The organism is Microvirga sp. KLBC 81 (assembly GCF_003075415.1).
Classification (GTDB): Bacteria; Pseudomonadota; Alphaproteobacteria; order Rhizobiales; family Beijerinckiaceae; genus Microvirga.
This window is the reverse complement of the sequence record NZ_QDAH01000005.1, coordinates 95,379-117,323: the sequence shown is the minus strand read 5'-3', so window position 1 is coordinate 117,323 and position 21,945 is coordinate 95,379. Positions and strand designations below refer to the sequence as shown.

Sequence of the window (21,945 nt, the reverse complement as noted above, 5' to 3'; positions counted from 1 at the left end):
TATGGCGCGCTTCCAGCATCCCGCAGTGCACGACGTCGAGAAGGTCAGCGCCTCCGTCATGACCCTGAGTACCGACCACTGCGTCACTCTGAAATTCGAAGGCCGCGACTACTTTGGAGATCCGTCCGAGGCAGAGTTTCGCGTCTTTATCCCCCTCATCCATACCGAATACGCCCACGCGCTCGCAGCCGCAATCAACGCCGTACCGGTGCCTGAGAAGAACGAGGACGCAGCATGATCATCAAGCAACTTGGTCGATACAACTTTGCTGGCAGCGATAAGGAATGGTCCGTTCAGATCCGGCTTCCGGACGGCAAGTGGCTTTCAGAAATGTGGCCAGAAGATAAGGAGCCCGACATCGAAGGACTGCCTCCAAGTGAGGTTATCGAGCTGATCGCCACTCGTCTTGAGGAATGGTGGATCTGCACCGGCCGCGAGGAGAAGCGCGAGAGGATCGCCTACGCGCGCAGCGTTGCCGCGCAGATGGACCACGATTGGGCCAGCGCAGAAATCGCCCGACTTGAGAAGCGGATCGCATCGCTCCGCGACCACCTGATTGAACAGCCAGAGCAGGCAGCATGATCACGGAATCCTTCATCGCCACACAAGACGGCCTGATCGCCGCATTCCTCATCGGGATTGTGACCGGCCTCCTCATCGGACTGGTCATCCTCATCGCCGCCTATCTCATCACCGCACGCGGTGACGAAGACCAGGACCCGCATTCAGAGCCTTACGGAGGCTGAGGCAATGGCTATCACAGCCCCCGGTTTCTATCCGGACATTCCGGCAGACGAGTACCATGCTGATCCTTGCGTTCAGCCCTCCCTCTCCTCGTCCATCGCTAAGATCCTGCTCGAGCAGAGCCCGCTTCACGCCTGGCACTGCCACCCGCGGCTTGGAGGGAAACAGCAAAAGCAGAAGCCGAGCCGCGACATGGAACTCGGTACAGTAGCTCATAAGCTTCTGATCGGACGCGGCGCCGAAGTCGTAGTGATCGAGGCAGAGAACTACACGCGCGGGGACGCCAAGCAGGAACGTGCAGAGGCCTATGAGGCCGGGTGTGCCCCCATCCTTCGCCCTGATCTTGAGATCGCTGAGGCAATGGTCGCGGCAGCACGCGAGCAGCTCTCGCGCATTCCCGATGCCGCCGATGCTTTCAATCCTGAGCTTGGTCAGGGCGAAGTTGTCATGGTTTGGAAGGACGAGTCCGGCCCTTGGTGCCGCTCAATGGTCGACTGGCTCCCCAACGATCACCTCGTTGTGTGGGATTACAAAACAACAGGCCAGTCGGCCGCGCCCCAGAGCGTTGGACGTAAGATCGCTGACATGGGGTACGAGATCCAAGCCGGCCTATACGAGCGCGGCCTCACCTTCCTTGACCCGTCTGTTGCAGGCCGACTGAAATTTCGCTGGCTCTTCCAAGAGACGGAGCCTCCTTACCTCATCATGCCTGTAGAGCTTGATGCAGTCGGTATGGAGATAGGCCGCAGGAAAGTCGCGGCGGCAATCCACCTCTGGGACAAGTGTCTCTCGTCTGGGTTTTGGCCAGGATACCCGACCCAGGTTGTGCAAGCCGAATACCCGCAATGGTCCGCCTCGGCTTGGGAGTGGCGCGAAACAGAAGACCCAATGCTGGCCGGTGTGAGCTACGGGCGGCCCGGTGTCGTCATTCGTAGACCGCGCGAACTCATGGAGCCCTGCTGATGCGAGCCGTGCTCCCATTGCCGCCGGTCGAGGAGCTGCGGCGGCTGTTCGACTATGACGCTGAGACTGGGCTGCTGACCTGGCGAGAGCCTAATGCAAACATGCTCAAGCCAGGAGATCCGGCAGGACGTGTCGGCAGCGCAGGATATCTTGATGTTGCGGTTGCTGGTCGACGCTATCGGTCCCATCGGATCATCTGGAAAATTATCCACGGGGCTGATCCAGTCGGACAGGTCGACCACATCGACGGCAACAAACTCAACAACCGCCCTCAGAACCTGCGAGAGGCATCACACGGCGAGAACCAGCAGAATTCAGGGCGGTATCGCAACAATCGTGCAGGCTTCAAGGGCGTCTACTTCCACCGCAGAGACAAGAACTACGTGGCTTCGATCCGAGTGAATGGGAAGCAGCGGATACTTGGCACCTTTGCGACGCCCGAAGCCGCCCATGCTGCCTACTGCGAAGCGGCTACCCGCCTTCACGGCGAATTCGCTCGATTTGAATGAGGACTCCATGACCTTCACATTCGCCCCCGCGAAGCGCGAGCGCGTCTCGCTTCTCATCGCCCTTGCTGGGGCATCCGGCAGCGGCAAAACGTACTCAGCCTTGGAATTGGCAACCGGCATGTCACCAGAGGGCAAGATCGCCTTCATCGACACGGAAGCCCGTCGCGGTCTCCACTATGCCGACCGCTTCAAGTTCATGCACTCGGACATGCGTCCGCCCTTCCGGCCTGAGCGCTTCATCGAAGGCATTCGCGCAGCCGAGTCCGCCGGCGCCGAAGTTGTGATCATCGACTCCTTTAGCCACGAATACGATGGTGAAGGCGGCATCATGGATTGGGCCGACGAGCTGGCAGAGAGCGGCGTAAAGTCTCCGGGTAACTGGAAAGACCCAAAGCTCGCTCACAAGAAGATGATGAACGCCCTGCTCCAGTGCCGGGCCTCGCTGATCTTCTGCCTCCGCGCAGACGAGAAGATCTCGATCGACAAGAAAGAGGTTGAAGGCAGCAACGGCCGCACCTTCATGAAGACGGTCATCACGCCTCTCGGTTGGATGCCAATCTGCGAGAAGCGCTTCATGTACGAGATGACGGCGAGCTTCACGCTGACACCAGATCGCCCAGGTCGCCCGAACTTCAGCCTGCCTCACAAGCTGCAGGATCAGCATCGAGGCATGTTCACTGACGCCGAGCCGATCTCCCGAAAGGCTGGTCAGCTGCTCGCAGAATGGGCCCGTGGTGGCTCTCCCGCTCCCTCCCGGCGTGATGACATCGACACGTCACGCCCAACTGCCGCGCCCGTGTCGGCTCAAACTGATACGGGCGCGGGCTTTCCGGGGGACGAGCCGCAGCTGGATCCGCGCGTGGCGGCAATCATCGACGACGCCCGGGTGAAAGCGGATGAGGGGCTTTCTGCCTATCGAGAGTTCTTCGGCGGGCTGGCGCCAGAAGGGCGAGCCGCGCTCGTGGAGTCTGGCCATCACGAGAAGCTGAAAGCTAGAGCTGAGAGGGCGGGAGCATGATCGAGGACTTCATCCAAGGGAATGTCCATCCCTATCAGCAGCGCATCAAAGAACTAGATGCGGAGAATGAGCGGCTGAAGGAGCGGCATTGGGTAGACACAGGAGCAATCGGGGTTTGCCACGACGAGATTGCTAGTCTTAAGGCCGAGAATGAGCGACTGCGCCAAGAGGAAGTCATAGCCAAGCACGCATATGAGGTGCGGGGCCTGTTCCTTAAGGCTGCTATCAAGCGCGCCGAGGCAGCTGAGGAGCGGGCATCCAGCCTGAAGAAAGCGCTGGAGAAGAATGCCGCTCTTGTTGCCGCCCTTTGCGATGACGACAAGCGGACCGTCAAATTCACCGGCATCTGGTCTCACCTCGGGACGACAACGGTCGGCGAAGTTCTCGACGAGGCCGAAGCCGCCCTCACCCCCGACAAGGAGAAGAGCGATGTCTGAGAACAAGATCAGGGAGCTTACCTGGGACGCCATGCTCGCTGCGCGTTTCCAGGGGTGGCGCCTCGCTCCCGACGACGCCACGCCAGAAATGGTCTCTGCGGCGCAGAAGGTCGATTGGTCGAACGAAGACGAAGAAGCGACGGTACACAACGTCTGGCACGCCATGATTGCCGCTGTTCCCTCCCGCCAGCCTGAGAGCTTGAACGGAGAGGAGATCGGGGAGCTGATCGATGCACTGCAATCGGCTGCCGGTCCGAAGTGGGGGCAAACTGGGCCTATTCGGTTTGGGAAACTCTGCGAGCAAGCCGCCCTCGCCCTCTCCTCTCTTCAGCAGAAGGTAGAAGAGCTGATTGCCGAGCGGGAAACGCGCAAAGTCATTGAATTGAAGATGACGCCCATCTCTGAAGGCTTGCCAAAGCGGGACGAGCTCCATGGCGAGCAAACGATCCTGACCTATTGTGAGCAAGTTGGCACTTGGGATCTGGTCTTCTGCGATGCGGGCTGGCCGGATTTTGATGATGGCTTCCGTCTAGGCGTCTCGCATTGGTTAGACATCACAGAGATGTGGCCGGGCGTTACCGCTCAAGTGGCTGAGTTCTCTGCACGATCAATAGAGGAATTTGACGCCGCTGAGACCCGCCTCGCCTCTCTCTCCGCTCTTCCCAAGGAGAAGGCACATGACTGATCTCAAACAAAGGGTGGAAAGGGGCGAGATTAAAGCGCTCAGCATAAAGCAGCCGTACCCGCATCACATCTTCCACAATGGCAAGGACGTTGAGAACCGCGACTGGCCAACGAAGGGACGCGGCTGGTTCATCATTCATGCAGGCGTGTCGAAGAGCGAGTTGGATGATGACGAGATGCATCTTCCACGTGGGGGCGTGGTTGGTATGGCGCGTATTGTCGATTGCGTCACCAAGATGGATAGCCCCTGGTTCTTTGGCCGATACGGGTTCGTGCTTCGTGACGCCTTCCCCTTGCCGCTGATCCCATGCCGAGGGCAACTCGGCTTCTTCAACTTGGGACCGGACACCTGCCGCCAAATCGCCGCCCTCCTCGCCGCCCTCCAACAGGCAGGAGAGGCGGAATGAGCAAGCTGCTGGAACTCAAGCAACGGGTTGAGACGGCGGAGGGGCCGGATCGGGAGTTGGACTATGAAATCTGGGCAGCGCTACATGGCTGGAAGATCAGGCGCCATGGGAACACCAGATTCTTCCAGACACCAGACAACTATAACTCTGTGCGCGCCCTGCGCGCCCCGAAACTCACCTCCTCCTTAGACGCTGCTATTGCTCTCTTAGAGAGGATGCTGCCGGGGTGGCACATCGACCTGCGTCGATACAGTGACGGCTGGTATGCGCGCGTCCAAGAGCGGTCGTATGCGGTCCAATATCCCGTGTCGGCACAATTCGGGAATGCGGCCCTTGCCCTCATGCACGCCCTTCTCACCGCCCTCCAGGCTTCCACTCTCGCCAATGGAGAAGGGGAATGAGCGGACTACCTGAGAACGCGAAGCCAATCGAGACAGCGCCAAAGGACGGGACGCTCTTCCGAGCCCTCCATGAGCTCGACCCAGAGCGTGAGGTTCAGGGCAGGTGGAACGGAGAGAATTGGCAGGTGTCGGAGTTCTTCATCGATACAAAGACCTTCTACATGTACACGCGGCCAACTCATTGGGCTCCCTTCTCCGCCCTCGCCCTTGGACAGGGGGAATAGGATGGGGAAGAAGCCGGACGAGCCATTGCCGCTCTACCCCACAGAGGATCAGATCGCCCGCGCTGTGCTGCCGCCTGACAATGTGAAGTCATGGGACGGCATCGCCGCCGTGCTCGAGAAGCGCGGCTTCCCCCAGATCGATCCTCTCTTTGGCGGCCGTTACTGGCCAGCCGTCAAAGCCTTTCTCGACAGAAGACACGGACTCACCGACGCTACGCCCGCGCAAGATTTAGAAGAACTGGAGAACTGGAATGCCCCGAAGTCAGGACCACGAGCTGCACGCTCCCGGTCTTAAACGGATGAAGCGCCATAATGGGCGCATCGATCTCTATTGGGTCGCAGACGAAGACCTGGTGAAGAAGGGCTACCAGCCCAAGACTATCAGGATCCTCGGCCTCGACTGGAACCTGGAGACGGATCGTGTCGAGATCGCCGCTCGCTGCCGTCACTACCAAGCTGAAATGCTGGAGTGGGCGTCAGGGGGCGATACACCTGCGAACCCGCACGGCCATGGAACGATCGCCTGGGTCTGCACGGCTTTCGAGACCGACGAGGACTCGCCGTATCACGAGAAGCGCCCAGACACTCAGCGGTTCTACAGCCAGTGGATCAAGAGCATCGTCAAAACCGTAGGACAGCGCCCTATTGCCAGCGTGATCGGTCGGGACATTCGACGGTGGCGCGTCCAATGGCAGGAGATGCATGGAGAGCGCGCCGCCCGTGCGTGCATCCAGACCCTGCGACGTTGCATCAAGTACGGAGCCGGGGATTTAGGGAACCCCGCCTGCAAGACCCTTGCTGCAATGCTGGAGGAGATGGAGTTCCCGATCACCAAAGGCCGCAAGGTCCGGGCGACGTATGACTTGGTCCAGGCATTCCGTCCCAAAGCTCACGAGTCGGGCCGTGCATCCATTGCACTCGCCGTCACCCTACAGTTCGATCTTGGCCTCCGCCAGAAGGATGTCATTGGCGAATGGGTCAGGGCCGGCGATGGCTCGCGCGAAGGGATCATGGACGGCGAATGGCGCTGGCAATGGGGCCTTACTTGGGATCAGATCGACCAGAACTGGATCCTCAAAAAGCCGACATCGAAGTCAAACGGCAACGAGATCGCTGAGCACGACCTCAAGCTCTATCCCGATACCATGGCTGAGCTGTCCAAGGTCCCTTCCCATCGCCGCATCGGCCCCGTCCTCATCGACGAGGGATCGGGCAAGCCATATCGGGCACGACACTTCCGCGACCTCTTCCGCAGGATCGCCGATGATGCCGGATGGCCGAAGGGCGTCTGGAATATGGACTCCCGCGCTGGCTCGGTATCGGAAGCGTTCGAGGCAGGAGCTGATCCGGCCGACGTGATGAAACACGCCACTCATCGGCAGATCAGCACGACCATGGGTTACAACCGCGGCGCGGTCGTGCAGTCGGCACGCGTGGCAGAGCTCAGGGTCGCGAAGAGGCAGAAGAAGGAAAAGGGCGAGTAGAACAGCCCTCGAACGGTTTCGGTAACACGCCCGGTAACACTTCTAATCAAGAAGCTTAGATTTCAGTGCTATGTCTTTGAAAACATTGGTGGGTGTACAAGGACTCGAACCTTGGACCCGCTGATTAAGAGTCAGCTGCTCTACCAACTGAGCTATACACCCGTCGCCGAAGCGCTTTCAGCGGCGCGATCTCCGCTGAAGAGGCCGTGCGTGTAACAAACCGGACGGCCCCTGTCTAGCCCATTTGGAGAGGTTTTTTCCTTAAGCTGCGGATTTCGATTTGGCGCGGTGATAACTGCCGTCACCTTGTGTCAGAATCCGATCCTCGGGCTGGATTTGCCCGGGCTCGATCTCCCCCTGCCCTTCCAGTTCCTTCCAGAGCGGAATCAGCCGGTCGAGGTCCAGGCTCGGCCAGGCTTCGATGCCGTCGAGCACGAAATAGGTCTCCTGGTAGTCATCTATCCTGTAGAGGGTGCGCATGACACGGCCAAGATCGAAGGCGACGCGGTTCGGCGACGGGCTCTCGAGCGCAAAGATCGTCTCGCCCGGGGACGAGGCGATGCCCGCGCCGACAATACGCATCCCTTGAGGAGTCTGGGCGAGGCCGAACTCCACCGTGTACCAGTAGAGCCGAGCCAGATACTTCAATGCCCCATGCTCGGCGGCCACGAGGCCTGCCTTACCGTAGGATTCGAGATAGTCCGCATAGATCGGCTGCATGATCAGCGGCACGTGGCCGAACACGTCATGGAAGATATCCGGCTCCTCGATGTAATCGAGCTGCTCGGGCTTGCGGATCCAGAAGCCTGCGGGGAACTGGCGGTTCGCCAGCATGCGGAAAAAGGCGAGATCCGGGATCAGCCCGGGCACGGCCATGACTTCCCAGCCCGTCGCTGCCTTGAGGCGCTGGTTCATGACGCGGAAATCGGGGATCCCCTCGTCGCCGATACCGAGGCGGTCGAGGCCTTCGAGGAACTGGTCGGCGATGCGGCCCTTCAGGATTTCCCGCTGACGCTTGGCCAGGGTTCTCCAGGTGGCGTGATCGGTCTCGGTATAGTTCCCGAAGCCCTGATCACGGATGTAATCGCGCGGATCATCGCTGCCGGTGGCGGTGTTCATGGCGTTCCCTCCGTCGTTGTTGTGTTGTTAGGATAACACCCGCTTCAGGTCATTGTTCGCCGGATCCCGCCTGGAAAAGCATCCACGTGGTCATAAAATGACCGGAAGGCCACAATCGATGAGATTTTCATGAAGCGCCACCTGTCTCCCTCCGACCGCCGGATCCTGCGCGCCATCCAGGGGGATGGGCGCATTCCTAATTCAGCCCTCGCCGAGAAGGTCGGGCTTGCCGCCTCCCCCTGCCTGAGACGCCTGAAGGCGCTCGAAGAGGACGGGATCATCGAGGGCTACCGGGCGCTCGTAAACCGCAAGGCGCTCGGGTTCGAAGTGGAGGCCTTCGTGTTCATTAAGCTGGAGCAATCGGAGCCCGGCTGGCGCACCCGCCTCGTGGACCGGCTGAAGGGCTATGAGGAGGTGATCGCCTGCCATGCGCTCGCCGGCGAGGTGGACATCATCGTCCATGCGGTGGCGCGGGACATCGAGAGCTTCGGCGAGTTTACGATGAACCAGCTTCTTACTCTGCCCGGGGTCGCCGATGTGCGCTCGAGCTTCGTGCTCTCGACCATCAAGCCGCAGAGCCCGATCCCGGTGCCGGATTAGCCTTGAATGAAAAGGGGCTCGGAAATCCGAGCCCCGTGTTCAAGATTACTCTGCCGCGTGCTGCGCGTGGAGGCGAGCGCCTCGGCTCAACAGCTTGTTGAGCGCGCCGAGATAGGCCTGGGCGGAGGCGACCAGCGTGTCGGGATCGGCGGCGCGTGATGTTACGCTGCGGCCGTCGGCGGAGAGGCGCACCGACACTTCGGCCTGCGCATCCGTGCCTTCCGTGACCGCGTGCACCTGATAGAGCTCCAGCACGGCTTCGTGCGGCACCAGCGCCTTGATGGCGTTGAAGGTGGCATCCACCGGGCCGTTGCCCTCCTGCTCCTCGATCACGGCCTTGCCGTCGACCTGCAGGCGCATGGTAGCGCGCTGCGGACCGCGCGTTCCGGCGACGATGTGGAGCGAGACCAGCTTGATGCGATCATGCGCGGTGGCGATGTTCTGATCGACGAGCGCCTCGATATCCTCGTCGTAGACGTGCTTCTTGCGATCGGCCAGATCCTTGAAGCGCTCGAACGCATCCTGGAACTGGTTGTCGGAGAGGCTGTAGCCCAGCTCTTCCAGCTTGTTGCGGAATGCCGCGCGGCCCGAATGCTTGCCCATGACGAGCGAGGTCTTGGACACGCCGACGCTTTCAGGGGTCATGATCTCGTAGGTCTGCGCATTCTTCAGCATGCCGTCCTGGTGAATGCCGCTTTCATGCGCGAAGGCGTTCCGGCCGACGATAGCCTTGTTGTACTGCACCGGAAACGAGGTGGCGGCCGAAGCGAGCTTCGACGCACGCGTGAGCATCGTCGTCTCGATGCCGGTCTCGTAGGGCAGCACGTCGCCGCGCGTCTTGATCGCCATCACGACTTCTTCCAGCGCCGCATTGCCTGCACGCTCGCCGATGCCGTTGATGGTGCACTCGATCTGCCGTGCGCCGCCTTCCAACGCGGCCAGCGAGTTCGCAACGGCGAGACCCAGATCGTTGTGGCAATGGGCGGAGAAGATCGCCTTGTCCGCATTGGGCACGCGCTCGCGCACGGCGCGGAACATCGCGCGATATTCGTCAGGCGTCGCATAGCCCACCGTATCCGGCAGGTTGATGGTGGTCGCGCCTGCCCTGATCGCAGCTTCCACGCAGCGGCACAGATAATCGATCGGCGTGCGCGTGGCGTCCATGGCCGACCACTCGATGTCCTCGATCAGGTTGCGCGCCTGGGTCACCGTGGCGGTAATGATCTCCAAAACCTCTTCCTCGGTCTTGCGCATCTGGTGCGCCAGATGGATCGGCGAGGTGGACACGAAGGTGTGGATGCGCGGCTTCCTGGCATGACGCACGGCCTCGCCGGCACGGGCGATATCGGCCGAGATGGCGCGGGCGAGACCGGCAACGGTCGCGTTCTTCACCTGCTGCGCGATGAGAGACACGGCCTCGAAGTCACCGTTGGAGGCGATGGGGAAGCCCGCCTCGATGACGTCGACGCCCATGGCATCGAGCAAAGCTGCGACCTCGAGCTTTTCCTCCAGCGTCATGGTCGCGCCAGGGCATTGCTCGCCGTCCCGCAGGGTGGTGTCGAAAATCAATACGCGGTCCTTGGAGGAGCCGGTGGTGGAAGCGGTCATCGTGTCAGTCCTTCTCGGAGGGAGCGCTATCCAAGGTCTTTAAGCCATGCGCTCGAGGTTGTTCTTGAGATTTTCCAAAACCCCTGAGAGCCCAGGCGACAGCGCCCAGCCGACCCTCAGGGGCGGCTAAGGAGAAGGAGGCCAAGGAGAAGCGCGCGGCCGGCCGCTGAAGCGGTGCCGTTCTTGCCAGCGCTGTGGGAGCCGATTGCCATCGCTGCCCATTCCTCCAAAGACCGCGGCCCTGCCGCGAACAACGGGCACGTTTGTAACGGGACGTTCATGGAATGGCAAGCGCTTGAAACAAACGAAAAGCCAAAGCTCGACGATGGTATAGGAAATATCGTGCGTGGCTTAGCCTAGCCGGAGGCCAGAATGCTCTAGATCAGAGCAAGCTTGGCTTTTATTCAGACCATCCCAACCGGAATATGAGGTGCCTTCGATGAAGACCGCAATCCGTGGCTTATGGCTCACCGGCCTCGTGGCCCTGCCGCTGGCCGCCTGCAACCAGACCGCCTCGGGCTCAGGCGCAGCGCCCGCCAGCACAAGCGTCACACCTTCCAGCTTCCACATGCCGGACGGCTCCGGCTGCCGGGGCGAGATCGCCCGCTACCGGGCCGTGATGAGCAACGATCTCGCCATGGGCCACGTGAACCAGACCGTCTATAACCGTGTGGACCGGGAGATCGGGCAGGCCGAGGCCGCCTGCGCCGCCGGGCGCGATGCGGAGGCCCAGCGCATGATCCACGCGACGAAGGCCCGTCATGGTTATCTGTGAGTGAAGACCCACTCGAAGAAGGATTGCAGAAAGAGAGGCATCGTCTTCGGGTCGATGTCCTCCACTCCGCGGATGATCCGTACATCCTGCAATTCGGGCTCTGGGTCTTTGGCGATGTTGGCGCGGATCAAGGCTGCTCCCTCCTCGACCGTCATCGGCAAAGTCACCATGCGCAGAAGTGCAATGGTCGGCCAGCGCTGGACGATGATCCACTCGTCATCCACATGGAACTCGCTCTCCTGAAGGCCTGTCTCTTCGATCAGCTCGCGTGTCAGGCTGGAGGCAAGATCGACAGTGCCGTCAGGTCTGAGATCCGAGAGATCCGGCGTGCCCGCCGCGAAATAGACACGGCCCGCATTCGTGGTATGCACGCCCATGACGCCACAGATGAAAGCGCCATCCGATCCACGTAGCGCGCCCATGGCGAAGCCGTTGGCGATGCTCCTGTCGGGATAGCCGCTGTCGATCCACGCAACGAAATCAGCGTAATTCGTCTCGAAATAGGTGTTGCGGCACAGGTCCTGCTCGAACTCCACGTTGCGGAGCAGCAGAACCTTTCCGTTGAACATTTTTGGCTTGTCAGCCGTGCGGCGTTTCCAGTTCGCCTCGATGAAGTCCCGGTTCTGCTCAGCCCATGCCCATTCCATGGGCAAGCATCTCGCTTCGACGCGCGAGACGCGCCTGATCAGAACCTCGGGCATCACGCGATGATCTCGCCGCGAGTCACCATGACGGCCGTGCCGCCGATCTCGGCGGAAACCAGCGCACCATTCTTGATGGTCATCTGCAGGAAGATTTCGCTCGGACGGCCCATCTCGACGCCCTGCTCGATGACGATGTTGTGCTCACCATCTCCGAGCGGCTCGCATTGCATGAGCGCGCCGGCAAAAGCCGCAACGGCGGAACCTGTCGCCGGATCCTCCACGATACCCATGCCAGGACCGAACATGCGGGCGCGAAAACGCAGGCCATCTGTATTCGGCACGCGGGTGTAGACATAAGCTGCCGGATGATCGCTATCGAGGAAGGCCTTGTCGAACGCCTCGCCCTGCGGCCAAGCGCGGGCCAGCGCATCGAGCGATGCGACAGGCACGAGATCGTAAGCCACACCGCCCGTGTGGCGGCTCGGCACATGCCGCTCGAAACCGACCTCCTTGGGATCAAGGCCGAGTGCCCAGGCGCAAGACGTCGTGTCCTTGCCCTCGCCCCAGGAAGACGGCAGGCGCGGCAGGCGGAAGCGGGCCTCGCCGCTCACAGCATCCTTCACCTCGACCACGCAGGGCACGATGCCGACCAGCTCCTTCAGACCAAAGGCCACGGCGCCGGGCTGGCCGTTCTGATCCAGCAGCGCGAGCAGCAGCGCCGTTCCCACGGTCGGATGGCCGGCGAAGGGCAGTTCGCGGGCCGGCGTGAAGATGCGGATATCGGCGCGCTGATGTGGATCAGCCGGCGGGAAGACGAAGACGGTCTCGGAGAGGTTGAACTCTTTCGCGATGGTCTGCATGCGCGCGTCGTCGAGCCCATCTGCGTCGAGGACGACGGCCAGGGGGTTTCCGGTGAAGCGCTCCGACGTGAAGACGTCCAGGGTGATGAAACGACGGGCCATGCGGATCAAACCTCTTCGGCGACAAAGCGATTGGTGGGCGAGACGAACTCATCCTGCGCCGCGATGGTGAGGATCTCGCGGGACCCCGCCTCCTCCGTGCGCTTCAACAAGCCGTAGACAGAGGCGGAGGCTTCGGCAAGTGCTGTCGCAACGGAGCCCGAGCGCGCATAGTGGACGAAGAACAAGGCCGCGATCGCGTCCCCTGCCCCGTTCACGCTGAGCGAGAGCTTCGGCGTACGCACCCGCCAGAAGCGCCCACCCTCACCGGCGATGAGATCGATGGAGTCCGTAGGCGTCTCCCTGGTCTCGACGGAGGTCACGAGCACAGCCCTGGGACCGAGCCGCTGCACACCCAAGACGGCCTTCTTCACGTCGCCCAAGGTTTCCGTCGTGAGGCCCGCGAGATAGTTCAGCTCGAACTGGTTGGGCGTGATGATGTCGGCAGCAGGAACCGCCTGATCCCGCATGAACTCGGGAATGCCGGGGCGCACGAAGATGCCGCGCCCGACATCGCCGATGACCGGATCGCAGCAATAGAGCGCCTGCGGGTTGAGTGCTCGCACCCGCGCCACGGCGGAGAGGATCGCATTGCCGATATCGGCGGAGCCCATATAGCCGGAGAGAACGCCGTTGCAGCGCTCCAGCACGCCGCGCTCGGCAATGCCGTCAACCAGCTCTTCGATGGCAGGCCCGTCGAAGACCCGGCCTTTCCAGGAGCCATAGCCCGTGTGGTTGGAAAACTGCACCGTATGAATGGGCCAGACCTCGACCCCAAGACGCTGCATCGGAAACACGGCGGATGCGTTGCCCACATGACCATAGGCAACATGGGATTGGATCGAGAGAACATTCATCGTTTTAGCCCCTTCTGCTTCTTGGGTTAGCGCATCGCCGATCCGGCATCAAATCAGGGGATGTGATCTTATCCATCACGAGAAGCAAACATGCCGCCCCATGGCAGTCGGCTTACGCATTCGCTACAAGCACCGCCTGAAGGGATATTCGCGTGAATCTGGAAACCATCACCATCGCCGCCGTGGAGTTCATCCGAGCGCACCAAGCCTATGCGCCCTTGATCGTGGGCTTGATGACCTTTGGAGAATCCTTCGCCTTCGTCTCGCTCATCCTGCCCATGATCACCATTCTCGTGGCGGTGGGCTTTGCGCTGGCGGCGGCTGATGTCCCGTTCTGGCAGGTCTGGCTCGGCGCTGCGGCGGGGGCCTTCGTGAGCGCTTGGATCTCGTACGAACTCGGCTTCAAGGTGAAGAAGCGGGCCTATGGCGTCTGGCCCCTCTCGCGAAACCCAGACATGATCGAGAGAGGCGAACTCTTCTTCCAGCGTTTCGGCCCCTGGGCCATGTTCCTGGGCCGCTTCTTCGGTCCCACCCGCGCGATTCTCCCGCTGATCGCCGGCATCTTCATGATGCCGCGCGTGCTCTTCCAGGCTGCCAACATGGCGTCAGCCTCGGTCTGGGCTTTTGCCCTCCTTGCGCCCGGGGCCGGGCTGGCACACTACGTGCTCTGGTAGGGTTTTTTGGAACCGGGTCAGGTAAGGCTCATTAACCTCCCGTACCAAACGGAGGTTTCCTATGGGCAAAGGCAAGATGAGCGGCGACAACTCCGCCGAGAGCAAGAAGCACCCCGGCACTCACATCCGCGGCTCGGGCGGCACCATGAAGAATCGCACGGATCCCGGCAAGCAGGACAACAACAAGGCCGCCAACACCAAAAGCAACCAGCAGTAATGCCGGTGCTTTTCGGTTTCCTGATTTAAAGGCTCTCCATTTCCGGATGGTGGCAAATGCCTTCCGCAACGTTAATGAAGAGATATAATATCTCATAAGCATTGCTGGGACAGTGCGCCCAAGTGTGGACTTTCATCTCTGCATGCCGGTCACGATAGCAGCCTTGGTCGGACACTCGCTCTGATCCGCTGAAAAATAAGCAAAAAAGAAGGGGCGGAAACTTCCGCCCCTTTTGATGTCTGCTTTTACAGAAATCAATTCTTGGTCTTGTCGACCAGAGCCTTCTCCTTGATCCACGGCATCATGGCGCGCAGGCGAGCACCCACGTCCTCGATCGGGTGAGCAGCGTTGCGGGCGCGCACGGCCTTGAACGAGGTCTGGTTGACCTTGTTCTCGAGCATCCAGTCGCGGGTGAACTTGCCGGTCTGGATGTCCTCCAGAACGCGCTTCATCTCGGCCTTCGTCTCGGGCGTAATGATGCGCGGACCCGTGACGTACTCCCCGTACTCGGCGGTGTTCGAGATCGAGTAGTTCATGTTGGCGATGCCGCCCTCGTAGATGAGATCGACGATCAGCTTCACTTCGTGCAGGCACTCGAAATAGGCCATCTCGGGGGCATAGCCCGCCTCGACGAGGGTCTCGAAGCCGGCTTTGATCAGCTCGACGAGGCCGCCGCAGAGAACCACCTGCTCGCCGAAGAGGTCGGTCTCGCACTCTTCCTTGAAGGTGGTTTCGATGATGCCGGCGCGGCCGCCGCCGTTCGCGGAAGCATAGGACAGCGCGATGTCATGGGCATTGCCCGTGGCGTCCTGGTGGATCGCGATCAGGGTCGGCACGCCGCCGCCGCGCTGGTACTCGGAACGCACGGTATGGCCGGGGCCCTTCGGGGCGACCATGAGCACGTCGAGGTCCTTGCGGGGCTCGATGAGGTTGAAGTGCACGTTGAGGCCGTGGGCGAAGAGGAGAGCCGCGCCCTGCTTCATGTTGCCGTGCAGCTCGTTGCGGTAGATGTCGGCCTGCAGCTCGTCCGGAGTGAGCATCATGACCACGTCGGCCCACTTGGCGGCCTCGGCCACTTCCATCACGCGGATGCCGGCAGCCTCGGCCTTGGCAGCGGAGGGAGAGCCCTTGCGCAGCGCCACGACGATGTCCTTCACGCCGGAATCGCGCAGGTTCAGCGTATGGGCATGCCCCTGGCTGCCGTAGCCGACGATGGCGACCTTCTTGCCCTTGATCAGATTGATATCGGCGTCGCGATCGTAATAGACGCGCATGGTGCTCTAGTCCTTGTGTTTCAGGGGGGCGTTCCCCGGTCCTCATGGCATTGCGGTCAGGCCCAAGCCCTCGCGCAACATTTGTTTTGTCCTGCGCCGCTTTTAGCGAACAAAACTGCGCTGACAAGTCGAAGTTTGTAGGAAAGATGCGGAAATTGCCTCAGTTTGGCACTTTCGCCTCACCCACAAACGGTCCGAGCCCGGAGAGTTCAAAGAGCTCTCCAATGCTCTAGATTGGCTTCAAAGCGATCCCCCTTCGAAAGGACAAGCCGCATGCAGCGCCTCGCCACTCCCGATGAAGTCCTCGCCTTCTGGCGCAATGCCGGGCCGGAGAAGTGGTTTTCAAAGGACGAAGCCTTCGACCAAGACTGCCGGGACCGTTTCATGCCCACCTATGAGGCCGCCGCGAGGGGCGACCTCAACGAATGGGAACTCACCCCCGAGGGTGCGCTCGCCGTGATCCTTCTTCTCGATCAGTTCCCGCGGAACATGTTCCGCGGAACCCGCCAAGTCTACAAAACCGACCCCGTCGCCCTGATGGCGGCGGACCGCGCCATCGAGAGAGGGTTCGACCGAAAGGTGCAACCGGAGCTCCGCCGTTTCTTCTACCTGCCCTTCATGCACTCCGAGTCCTTGCGGCACCAAGAGCGCTCGGTGGCCCTGAACGAAGCCCTCGGCGAGGAAGACTCCATCAAATGGGCGCGCCACCATCACGACATCATCGCCCGCTTCGGTCGCTTCCCCCATCGCAACGTCATTCTTAGGAGAGAGACGACGCCGGATGAAGAAGCCTTCCTGAAAGAGAGCGACTTCAGAGGCTAACTCCCTACAGAATTCCTTCCGCTCCGCGTGCCATGGCGGCAACGCCGGTGCGGGACACTTCCACGAGTCCCACCGCCGTCATGAGCTTGATGAAGCGCTCGACCTCGTCGGTCGTGCCCGTCAGCTCGTAGACGAAGGATGTGAGCGTCGCGTCGAGCGTGCGTGCGCCGAAAGCGGAAGCGAGTCGCATCGCCTCCACGCGATGATCGCCCTTGCCGACCACCTTCACGAGACACAATTCGCGTTCCACAGCCTCGCCGGTCATCGTGAGATCCACCACGCGATGCACTGGCACGAGACGCTCGAGCTGGCTCTTGATCTGCTGGATGATGCTGTCCGTGCCCGTGGTGACGATGGTGATGCGCGAGATATGCGCCTCGTGCTCGGTTTCCGTTACGGTCAGGCTCTCAATGTTGTAGCCCCGGCCAGAGAAGAGGCCGGCGATGCGGGCGAGAACGCCCGGCTCGTTGTCGACGACCACCGCAAGAGTGTGCCGGTTGACGGGCTCGACGCGGTGCGCATCGGGATAATGGGTTTTCATCTGGAGCATGGTTCGTTGTCCGGCTTTATATTCTGGCTTCAGGCTGCTTTGCGGTAATTCTCGACTGCGTCTTCATCGACTTCGTCGGCGTCGACGATCCAGGTCTCGTTCAGCGCGGCGGCGCGCCATTCCTCGAAAGCGGGAAGCGAGAGGATCGTATCGGCATAAACGCGCGTCGGCGCATCGAGAGGAAAAGAATAGGTATCGAGGCGTGTCACGAGCGGCGCATACATGGCGTCCGCCGCCGAGAACGCGCCGAAGAGGAACGGCCCGCCTGTACCGAAGCGCTCACGCGCCTGTCGCACGACTTCGCAGAACCGTGCCACATCGCGCGCGACGGCCTCGCCGCGATCCTTTTGCGCGTACTTCTTGCCCAGATTCATCGGACACGCATTACGCAAAGCGAAGAAGCCAGCATGCATCTCCGCCGCGACGGAGCGCGCCATGGCGCGGGCCTTGCGATCCTCGGGCCATACAGGAGCACCGAAGGCATCGCCCACATATTCCATGATGCTGATGCTCTCCCACACGGTCACATCGCCATCGATGAGGATCGGCACTTTGCCGGCGGGAGAATGCCTGAGCACTTTCTCCTTCGTATCCGGCAGATCGAGCGGGATCGTAATCTCGTCGAAGGGGACGCCCAGCTGCTTCATCAGCAGCCAGGGACGCAGCGACCAGGACGAGTAGCACTTGTTGGCGATGACGAGGGTCGGCATAATTAGACGCTTTCCCCCTCTCCCATTTGGGAGAGGGGCCAGGGGTGAGGGAAAGAAGGTTCAGAAGGCACCGCAGCCTTCGCAATCATCCCCATAACAGATTCTAAATCGTTCATGACTTCACCATTTGTGAAGCGAATGATCGCAAAGCCGTGACGCTCGATCTCCTCTGTTCGGCGAGCATCATACTCTGCATACCACTCATGCTGCTTTCCATCGATTTCGATGATCAGCTTTCGCTCGACACAAAGAAAATCGACAGTGTAGTTCAGAAATGGCACCTGCCGCCTGAACTTGAGGCCTTGGAAACGCCGCCCACGAAGAGCCTGCCACAACACGTCCTCCGCAGACGTGGGCGCCTTGCGGAGATTGCGTGCGAATTGGCGCGGTTCTTTAATCATGAAATGGCAATCCCTCACCCCTGCCCCTCTCCCACCCGGGAGAGGGGTTCTTTCCTCTAAACGAGCATCTTGCCCTTCTCGTCGATCACGGAGCCGATATCGGCACCGGTCTCGCCGAGATAGTCATTCAGCAGCATCTCGTTATGGGCCTTGCCCGACGGAATCATCGGGAAGCAGTTTTCCGTCTTGTCGACGATGCAGTCGAAGATCACCGGGCGGTTCACGTTGATCATTTCCATGATCTTCGCATCGAGCTCGGCCGGGTTGTCGCAGCGGATGCCGACGCCGCCATAGCCTTCCGCGAGCTTCACGAAATCGGGGAGCGATTCCGAATAGCTCTGCGAGTAGCGGCCGCCGTGCAGCAACTCCTGCCACTGACGCACCATGCCCATGTACTCGTTGTTGAGGATGAACACCTTGATCGGCAGGTTGTACTGCAGCGCCGTCGACATCTCCTGCAGCATCATCTGGATCGAGGCTTCGCCTGCGATGTCGATGACGAGCGCGCCGGGATGCGCGAGCTGCGCGCCAACGGCTGCCGGCAAGCCGTAGCCCATGGTGCCGTGACCGCCCGAGGTCATCCAGTGGTTCGGATCCTCGAACTTGAAGTACTGCGCCGCCCACATCTGGTGCTGCCCGACCTCGGTCGTGACATAAGGCGCTCGATCCTTGGTGAGCTCGTAGAGACGCTGGATCGCGTATTGCGGCTTGATGGTTTCCTTGGAGTTCTTGTAGGCGAGGCAGTTGCGGGCGCGCCAGCCCTCGATCTTGTCCCACCACTCCTTCAGCTCCACCTTGTCCGCCTGGTGCGCGCCCTGGCGCCACAGGCGCACCATGTCTTCCAGCACATGCGCGCAATCGCCGACGATCGGGATGTCCACCTTCACCGTCTTGTTGATGGAGGACGGGTCGATATCCACGTGGATGCGCTTGGAATACGGAGAGAACGCGTCGAGGCGGCCCGTGATGCGGTCGTCGAAACGCGCACCGATATTGATCATCACGTCGCATTCGTGCATCGCGAGATTGGCCTCGTAGGTGCCGTGCATGCCGAGCATGCCGAGCCACTGCTTGTCCGAAGCGGGGTAAGCACCCAAGCCCATCAGGGTCGAGGTGATGGGAAAGCCCGTAAGATGCACGAGTTCGCGCAGCAGCCCAGAGGCATGCGGGCCGGAATTGATGACGCCACCGCCGGTGTAGAACACAGGACGCTTCGCTTTCGCCATCAACTCGATCGCGGCACGGATGTGACCCATGTCCCCCTTCACCGTCGGTCGATAGGTCTTGTGCTGGTTGTTGGTGGGGCGAACGTAGTTGCCGGCCTTGAATTGAATGTCCTTCGGCAGGTCCACCACCACCGGGCCGGGGCGGCCGTTCTGCGCCACGTAGAAGGCTTCGTGCAGAACGCGCGGCAGGTCCTCGATGGATTTGACGAGATAGTTGTGCTTCGTGCAGTGGCGCGTGATGCCGACCGTATCGCATTCCTGGAACGCGTCGGAACCGATGAGATGGGTTGGCACCTGACCGGTGATGCAGACCAGCGGGATCGAGTCCATCATCGCATCGGCCAGCCCCGTGATGGCATTCGTCGCGCCGGGGCCAGAGGTCACCAGCACCACGCCCGGCTTGCCCGAAGAGCGCGCATAGCCTTCCGCTGCGTGAACCGCGCCCTGCTCGTGACGGACGAGAACGTGACGCACCTTCTCCTGGTGGAAGAGCGCATCGTAAATGGGAAGAACCGCTCCGCCCGGATAACCGAAGACATGCTCGACTCCCTGGTCCTGCAGGGCTCGGATCACCATTTCGGCTCCGGTCATCGTCTCGCTCATGGTACTTAGCTCCGTCGGGTCTGTCGTGTTTGTCTGCGTTGTTCTGGTGTTGCGGGCAATAAAAAAGGCCCCTGAGGGGGCCTGTGCGCCATCGCCGGACCTGCGGGGATCAGTCCCGCTCCGTCGATGGCGCTCGTACTACGAGAATAAGCTTGCGCATTTGGGCAGCTCTCGGTTCAAAAGTTGCGCAGACGCTATCTGATCCATTTCATTCGGTCAAGCGGGGTCAGGTTGGCAGATTGCAGCGTGGCTTTTAAGGTGCGCTCCCTATTTTAGTCGTATGACCATGATCGATACCATCTCCTCGACCGGCGTTCCGATGCAAAATCAACGCCTGACCGCCCGCGCCCTCCTCTTGGGCGACCGCCTCGACGTGGCAGGGCTCGAGCGCAGCGACGTTCTGTCCACCACCCCCCTCGCCTTTCGAGCCGGCCAGGATGGGTTCGTGGCCCTGTTCCGCTACGGCGTGGCCGTTCTGGTGGGCCTCACGCCCCTGGAGGAGGACGAGGTCATCCGCGGTCTGCGCCAGCGCATCCAGGGCGAGTTCGCGCGGCATGAGGAGGAGACCGCGATCATCGAGATCTCGCCGGACCGGGACGACCAGATCCCGCCGGGCGGCCCGATCTATATCAAGCAGCTCTCCACCGAACGGCTGATTGTCATTGCCGACGCCCTCTCCAAGAGCGCGACGCTGGCCCGCGACGAACGCGAGGCGACCGCTGCCTTCGAGCTGGTGGAGCCCTCTGTCGAACATCTGGCCGCCAAAGGCCGCCGCCCCAGCGACCGCCGCAAGATCCTCAGGCATGTAGGCCGCGCCCTTCTCGTGCGTCAGCGCATGTCAGGACGTGTGGCCGTGGAGGAAAAGCCGGACGTGCTTTGGGACCGGCCCGATCTCGAACGTCTCTATGCGCGCCTTGAGGACGAATACGAACTCAAGGAGCGCGCCGCCGCGCTTCACCGCAAGCTCGAGGTTCTGGGCGATACGGCCCAGGCGCTCACGGACATCATCGACACGGAGCGTTCCTTACGTCTCGAACTGATCATCGTGCTCCTGATCGTGTTCGAGATCTTCATCACCTTCTACCAGATGTTCACGGGCGTCTCGGGGCATTGAGGCTAGCCCTCACCGCCTCATAGCCCCGCTCTGGCTCCACCCATTGCCAATCCGGCAGCTGGTGCCGGAACCAGGTGAACTGGCGTTTGGCGTAGCGGCGCGTGTCGCCCTGCCCCTTGGCGATGGCCTCGTCGAGAGGAATCTCGCCCCGCAGATAGCTCAGCAAGCCCGGCACACCGTGCGCCCGCATGGCGGGGAGCATCGGGTCGAGGTTTCGTTCGCCCAACGCCCTCACCTCATCGAGCGCGCCCTGTTCCATCATGGCGAGGAACCGCTGGTCGATGCGCCTGCGCAGTTCCTCCCGCTCGGGTGACAGGAACAGTTTGATGACGGGCACATCGCTCAACGGCCCTGGCTGGCGGGCCCCGTGGAAAGAGACGAGCGGCTGGCCCGTGGCCGCGAAGATCTCAAGCGCCCGCTGCACCCGCAGCCGGTCGGAGGGGCGCAAGGTGCTTGCCGTTTCGGGGTCCCGCTCAGAGAGGAGGCGGTGAAGCTCGGGGGTTTCCAGCCGCTCGCTTTCCCGGCGCACGTCTTCGCGGACTTCCTCCGGCACCGGCGGAATATCTGAGAGGCCCTCGGTCAGCGCCTTGAAGTAGAGCCCGGTCCCGCCCACGAAGATCGGCAGCTTTTGGCCCCGGATCTCCTCTAGAACCTGGACGGCATCGGCGACATAGCGCCCCACGGAAAAATTCACGGCGGCATCCACGTGGCCGTAGAGGCGGTGGGGAGCCTGAGCCTCCTCCTCAGGCGTCGGGCGGGCCGTGATCACCCGCAGGTCGCGATAGACCTGCATGGAATCGGCATTGATCACCACGCCGTCGAGTCCTTGAGCCAATTTGATGCCTAGAGCGGACTTGCCTGATGCGGTCGGTCCTGCAATGAGAACGGCGCCGATCCTAAACCCACTCACAGCCCGGTCTC

At 61.4% G+C, this 21,945-nt stretch carries 30 protein-coding genes and 1 tRNA gene; 19 read left to right on the top strand and 12 right to left on the bottom strand.

The annotated features are described in order from the left end of the window. The first annotated feature begins 1 nt into the window (after position 1). Genes DC522_RS05745 through DC522_RS05690 form a run of 13 tightly spaced genes read left to right on the top strand, consistent with a single transcriptional unit; the run spans position 2 to position 6,871 of the window. Positions 2–238, top strand: coding sequence for a hypothetical protein (locus DC522_RS05745; RefSeq protein WP_116527737.1), 237 nt, complete (start codon positions 2–4; stop codon positions 236–238). Continuing rightward, a complete protein-coding gene (locus DC522_RS05740; RefSeq protein WP_116527736.1) occupies positions 235–582 on the top strand; it encodes a hypothetical protein in 348 nt (115 codons plus the stop codon). The genes DC522_RS05745 and DC522_RS05740 overlap by 4 nt, the downstream gene beginning before the upstream one ends. After that, positions 579–746 carry a hypothetical protein gene (locus DC522_RS34660; RefSeq protein WP_165820061.1) on the top strand — a complete coding sequence of 56 codons (168 nt, stop codon included), beginning with the start codon at positions 579–581 and terminating at the stop codon, positions 744–746. The genes DC522_RS05740 and DC522_RS34660 overlap by 4 nt, the downstream gene beginning before the upstream one ends. Before the next feature lie 4 nt (positions 747–750). Continuing rightward, positions 751–1,707: a PD-(D/E)XK nuclease-like domain-containing protein gene (locus DC522_RS05735; RefSeq protein WP_116527735.1), complete on the top strand. Its 957-nt coding sequence runs from the start codon at positions 751–753 to the stop codon at positions 1,705–1,707. Beyond that, positions 1,707–2,216 (top strand): HNH endonuclease, encoded by a 510-nt coding sequence (locus DC522_RS05730; protein WP_116527734.1) that lies wholly within the window; start codon positions 1,707–1,709, stop codon positions 2,214–2,216. Before DC522_RS05735 ends, DC522_RS05730 begins: the two co-directional genes overlap by 1 nt. Positions 2,217–2,223: 7 nt before the next feature. Beyond that, positions 2,224–3,234: an AAA family ATPase gene (locus tag DC522_RS05725; RefSeq protein WP_165820060.1), complete on the top strand. Its 1,011-nt coding sequence runs from the start codon at positions 2,224–2,226 to the stop codon at positions 3,232–3,234. Next, entirely contained in the window at positions 3,231–3,671 is a 441-nt protein-coding gene (locus tag DC522_RS05720) for a hypothetical protein (protein ID WP_116527732.1), read from the top strand. The genes DC522_RS05725 and DC522_RS05720 overlap by 4 nt, the downstream gene beginning before the upstream one ends. Next, positions 3,664–4,356, top strand: a complete 693-nt coding sequence (locus DC522_RS05715; RefSeq protein WP_116527731.1) for a hypothetical protein — start codon at positions 3,664–3,666, stop codon at positions 4,354–4,356. The genes DC522_RS05720 and DC522_RS05715 overlap by 8 nt, the downstream gene beginning before the upstream one ends. Further along, entirely contained in the window at positions 4,349–4,762 is a 414-nt protein-coding gene (locus DC522_RS05710) for a hypothetical protein (protein WP_116527730.1), read from the top strand. The genes DC522_RS05715 and DC522_RS05710 overlap by 8 nt, the downstream gene beginning before the upstream one ends. Beyond that, positions 4,759–5,163 (top strand): hypothetical protein, encoded by a 405-nt coding sequence (locus DC522_RS05705; RefSeq protein ID WP_116527729.1) that lies wholly within the window; start codon positions 4,759–4,761, stop codon positions 5,161–5,163. Before DC522_RS05710 ends, DC522_RS05705 begins: the two co-directional genes overlap by 4 nt. Continuing rightward, the gene (locus tag DC522_RS05700; RefSeq protein WP_116527728.1) at positions 5,160–5,387 is read left to right on the top strand and encodes a hypothetical protein; all 228 of its coding nucleotides are present in this window, start codon (positions 5,160–5,162) and stop codon (positions 5,385–5,387) included. Before DC522_RS05705 ends, DC522_RS05700 begins: the two co-directional genes overlap by 4 nt. Position 5,388: 1 nt before the next feature. Further along, positions 5,389–5,682, top strand: a complete 294-nt coding sequence (locus tag DC522_RS05695) for a hypothetical protein (RefSeq protein WP_245443989.1) — start codon at positions 5,389–5,391, stop codon at positions 5,680–5,682. Beyond that, the gene (locus DC522_RS05690) at positions 5,639–6,871 is read left to right on the top strand and encodes an integrase (protein ID WP_245443987.1); all 1,233 of its coding nucleotides are present in this window, start codon (positions 5,639–5,641) and stop codon (positions 6,869–6,871) included. Before DC522_RS05695 ends, DC522_RS05690 begins: the two co-directional genes overlap by 44 nt. A gap of 86 nt (positions 6,872–6,957) precedes the next feature. On the opposite strand, the gene DC522_RS05685 is transcribed toward DC522_RS05690, so the two are convergent. Both DC522_RS05685 and phhA read right to left on the bottom strand, forming a co-directional pair. Beyond that, a tRNA-Lys gene (locus DC522_RS05685) sits at positions 6,958–7,033 on the bottom strand. A 99-nt stretch (positions 7,034–7,132) separates the two neighbouring features. Further along, positions 7,133–7,990, bottom strand: a complete 858-nt coding sequence (gene phhA / locus DC522_RS05680) for a phenylalanine 4-monooxygenase (RefSeq protein ID WP_116527726.1) — start codon at positions 7,988–7,990, stop codon at positions 7,133–7,135. Between the two features lie 129 nt (positions 7,991–8,119). Here phhA and DC522_RS05675 point away from each other — a divergent pair, with 129 nt between their 5' ends. Then, positions 8,120–8,590: an Lrp/AsnC family transcriptional regulator gene (locus tag DC522_RS05675; protein WP_116527725.1), complete on the top strand. Its 471-nt coding sequence runs from the start codon at positions 8,120–8,122 to the stop codon at positions 8,588–8,590. 45 nt (positions 8,591–8,635) lie between these two features. On the opposite strand, the gene DC522_RS05670 is transcribed toward DC522_RS05675, so the two are convergent. After that, entirely contained in the window at positions 8,636–10,198 is a 1,563-nt protein-coding gene (locus DC522_RS05670) for a 2-isopropylmalate synthase (RefSeq protein WP_116527724.1), read from the bottom strand. A gap of 439 nt (positions 10,199–10,637) precedes the next feature. Between DC522_RS05670 and DC522_RS05665 the strand changes: the two genes are divergently transcribed. Continuing rightward, positions 10,638–10,973, top strand: coding sequence for a hypothetical protein (locus tag DC522_RS05665; RefSeq protein WP_116527723.1), 336 nt, complete (start codon positions 10,638–10,640; stop codon positions 10,971–10,973). Here the strand turns inward: DC522_RS05665 and DC522_RS05660 are convergent. Genes DC522_RS05660 through pdxY form a run of 3 tightly spaced genes read right to left on the bottom strand, consistent with a single transcriptional unit; the run spans position 10,964 to position 13,433 of the window. Next, complete coding sequence (locus DC522_RS05660) at positions 10,964–11,674, bottom strand: NUDIX hydrolase (protein ID WP_116527722.1); 711 nt, start codon at positions 11,672–11,674, stop codon at positions 10,964–10,966. The two genes, DC522_RS05665 and DC522_RS05660, sit on opposite strands and share 10 nt — an antisense overlap. After that, positions 11,674–12,579, bottom strand: coding sequence for a PhzF family phenazine biosynthesis protein (locus DC522_RS05655; RefSeq protein WP_116527721.1), 906 nt, complete (start codon positions 12,577–12,579; stop codon positions 11,674–11,676). Before DC522_RS05655 ends, DC522_RS05660 begins: the two co-directional genes overlap by 1 nt. Before the next feature lie 5 nt (positions 12,580–12,584). Further along, entirely contained in the window at positions 12,585–13,433 is an 849-nt protein-coding gene (gene pdxY / locus DC522_RS05650; RefSeq protein WP_116527720.1) for a pyridoxal kinase PdxY, read from the bottom strand. 152 nt (positions 13,434–13,585) lie between these two features. Between pdxY and DC522_RS05645 the strand changes: the two genes are divergently transcribed. Further along, positions 13,586–14,107: a DedA family protein gene (locus DC522_RS05645; protein ID WP_205769513.1), complete on the top strand. Its 522-nt coding sequence runs from the start codon at positions 13,586–13,588 to the stop codon at positions 14,105–14,107. Positions 14,108–14,168: 61 nt separating this feature from the next. Further along, positions 14,169–14,324 (top strand): hypothetical protein, encoded by a 156-nt coding sequence (locus DC522_RS34655; RefSeq protein WP_160310428.1) that lies wholly within the window; start codon positions 14,169–14,171, stop codon positions 14,322–14,324. A gap of 254 nt (positions 14,325–14,578) precedes the next feature. Here DC522_RS34655 and ilvC read toward each other — a convergent pair whose 3' ends face one another. After that, a complete protein-coding gene (gene ilvC / locus DC522_RS05640) occupies positions 14,579–15,598 on the bottom strand; it encodes a ketol-acid reductoisomerase (protein ID WP_116527719.1) in 1,020 nt (339 codons plus the stop codon). 273 nt (positions 15,599–15,871) lie between these two features. On the opposite strand from ilvC, the gene DC522_RS05635 reads away from it, so the two are divergent. Then, positions 15,872–16,420, top strand: a complete 549-nt coding sequence (locus tag DC522_RS05635) for a DUF924 family protein (RefSeq protein WP_116527718.1) — start codon at positions 15,872–15,874, stop codon at positions 16,418–16,420. 4 nt (positions 16,421–16,424) lie between these two features. Here DC522_RS05635 and ilvN read toward each other — a convergent pair whose 3' ends face one another. From ilvN to DC522_RS05615, 4 genes are read right to left on the bottom strand one after another with little or no spacing between them, the layout of a single operon-like run. Then, positions 16,425–16,970, bottom strand: coding sequence for an acetolactate synthase small subunit (ilvN, locus tag DC522_RS05630; RefSeq protein ID WP_047188691.1), 546 nt, complete (start codon positions 16,968–16,970; stop codon positions 16,425–16,427). A 29-nt stretch (positions 16,971–16,999) separates the two neighbouring features. Continuing rightward, a complete protein-coding gene (locus DC522_RS05625) occupies positions 17,000–17,680 on the bottom strand; it encodes a glutathione S-transferase family protein (protein ID WP_116527717.1) in 681 nt (226 codons plus the stop codon). A 2-nt stretch (positions 17,681–17,682) separates the two neighbouring features. Beyond that, entirely contained in the window at positions 17,683–18,081 is a 399-nt protein-coding gene (locus DC522_RS05620; RefSeq protein WP_116527716.1) for an endonuclease domain-containing protein, read from the bottom strand. Positions 18,082–18,137: 56 nt separating this feature from the next. After that, positions 18,138–19,910 (bottom strand): acetolactate synthase 3 large subunit, encoded by a 1,773-nt coding sequence (locus DC522_RS05615; RefSeq protein ID WP_116527715.1) that lies wholly within the window; start codon positions 19,908–19,910, stop codon positions 18,138–18,140. 286 nt (positions 19,911–20,196) lie between these two features. Here DC522_RS05615 and DC522_RS05610 point away from each other — a divergent pair, with 286 nt between their 5' ends. Further along, positions 20,197–21,024 carry an RMD1 family protein gene (locus DC522_RS05610; RefSeq protein ID WP_116527824.1) on the top strand — a complete coding sequence of 276 codons (828 nt, stop codon included), beginning with the start codon at positions 20,197–20,199 and terminating at the stop codon, positions 21,022–21,024. On the opposite strand, the gene miaA is transcribed toward DC522_RS05610, so the two are convergent. Further along, positions 21,002–21,934, bottom strand: a complete 933-nt coding sequence (gene miaA / locus DC522_RS05605; RefSeq protein ID WP_116527714.1) for a tRNA (adenosine(37)-N6)-dimethylallyltransferase MiaA — start codon at positions 21,932–21,934, stop codon at positions 21,002–21,004. The two genes, DC522_RS05610 and miaA, sit on opposite strands and share 23 nt — an antisense overlap. Between the last annotated feature and the right edge of the window lie 11 nt (positions 21,935–21,945).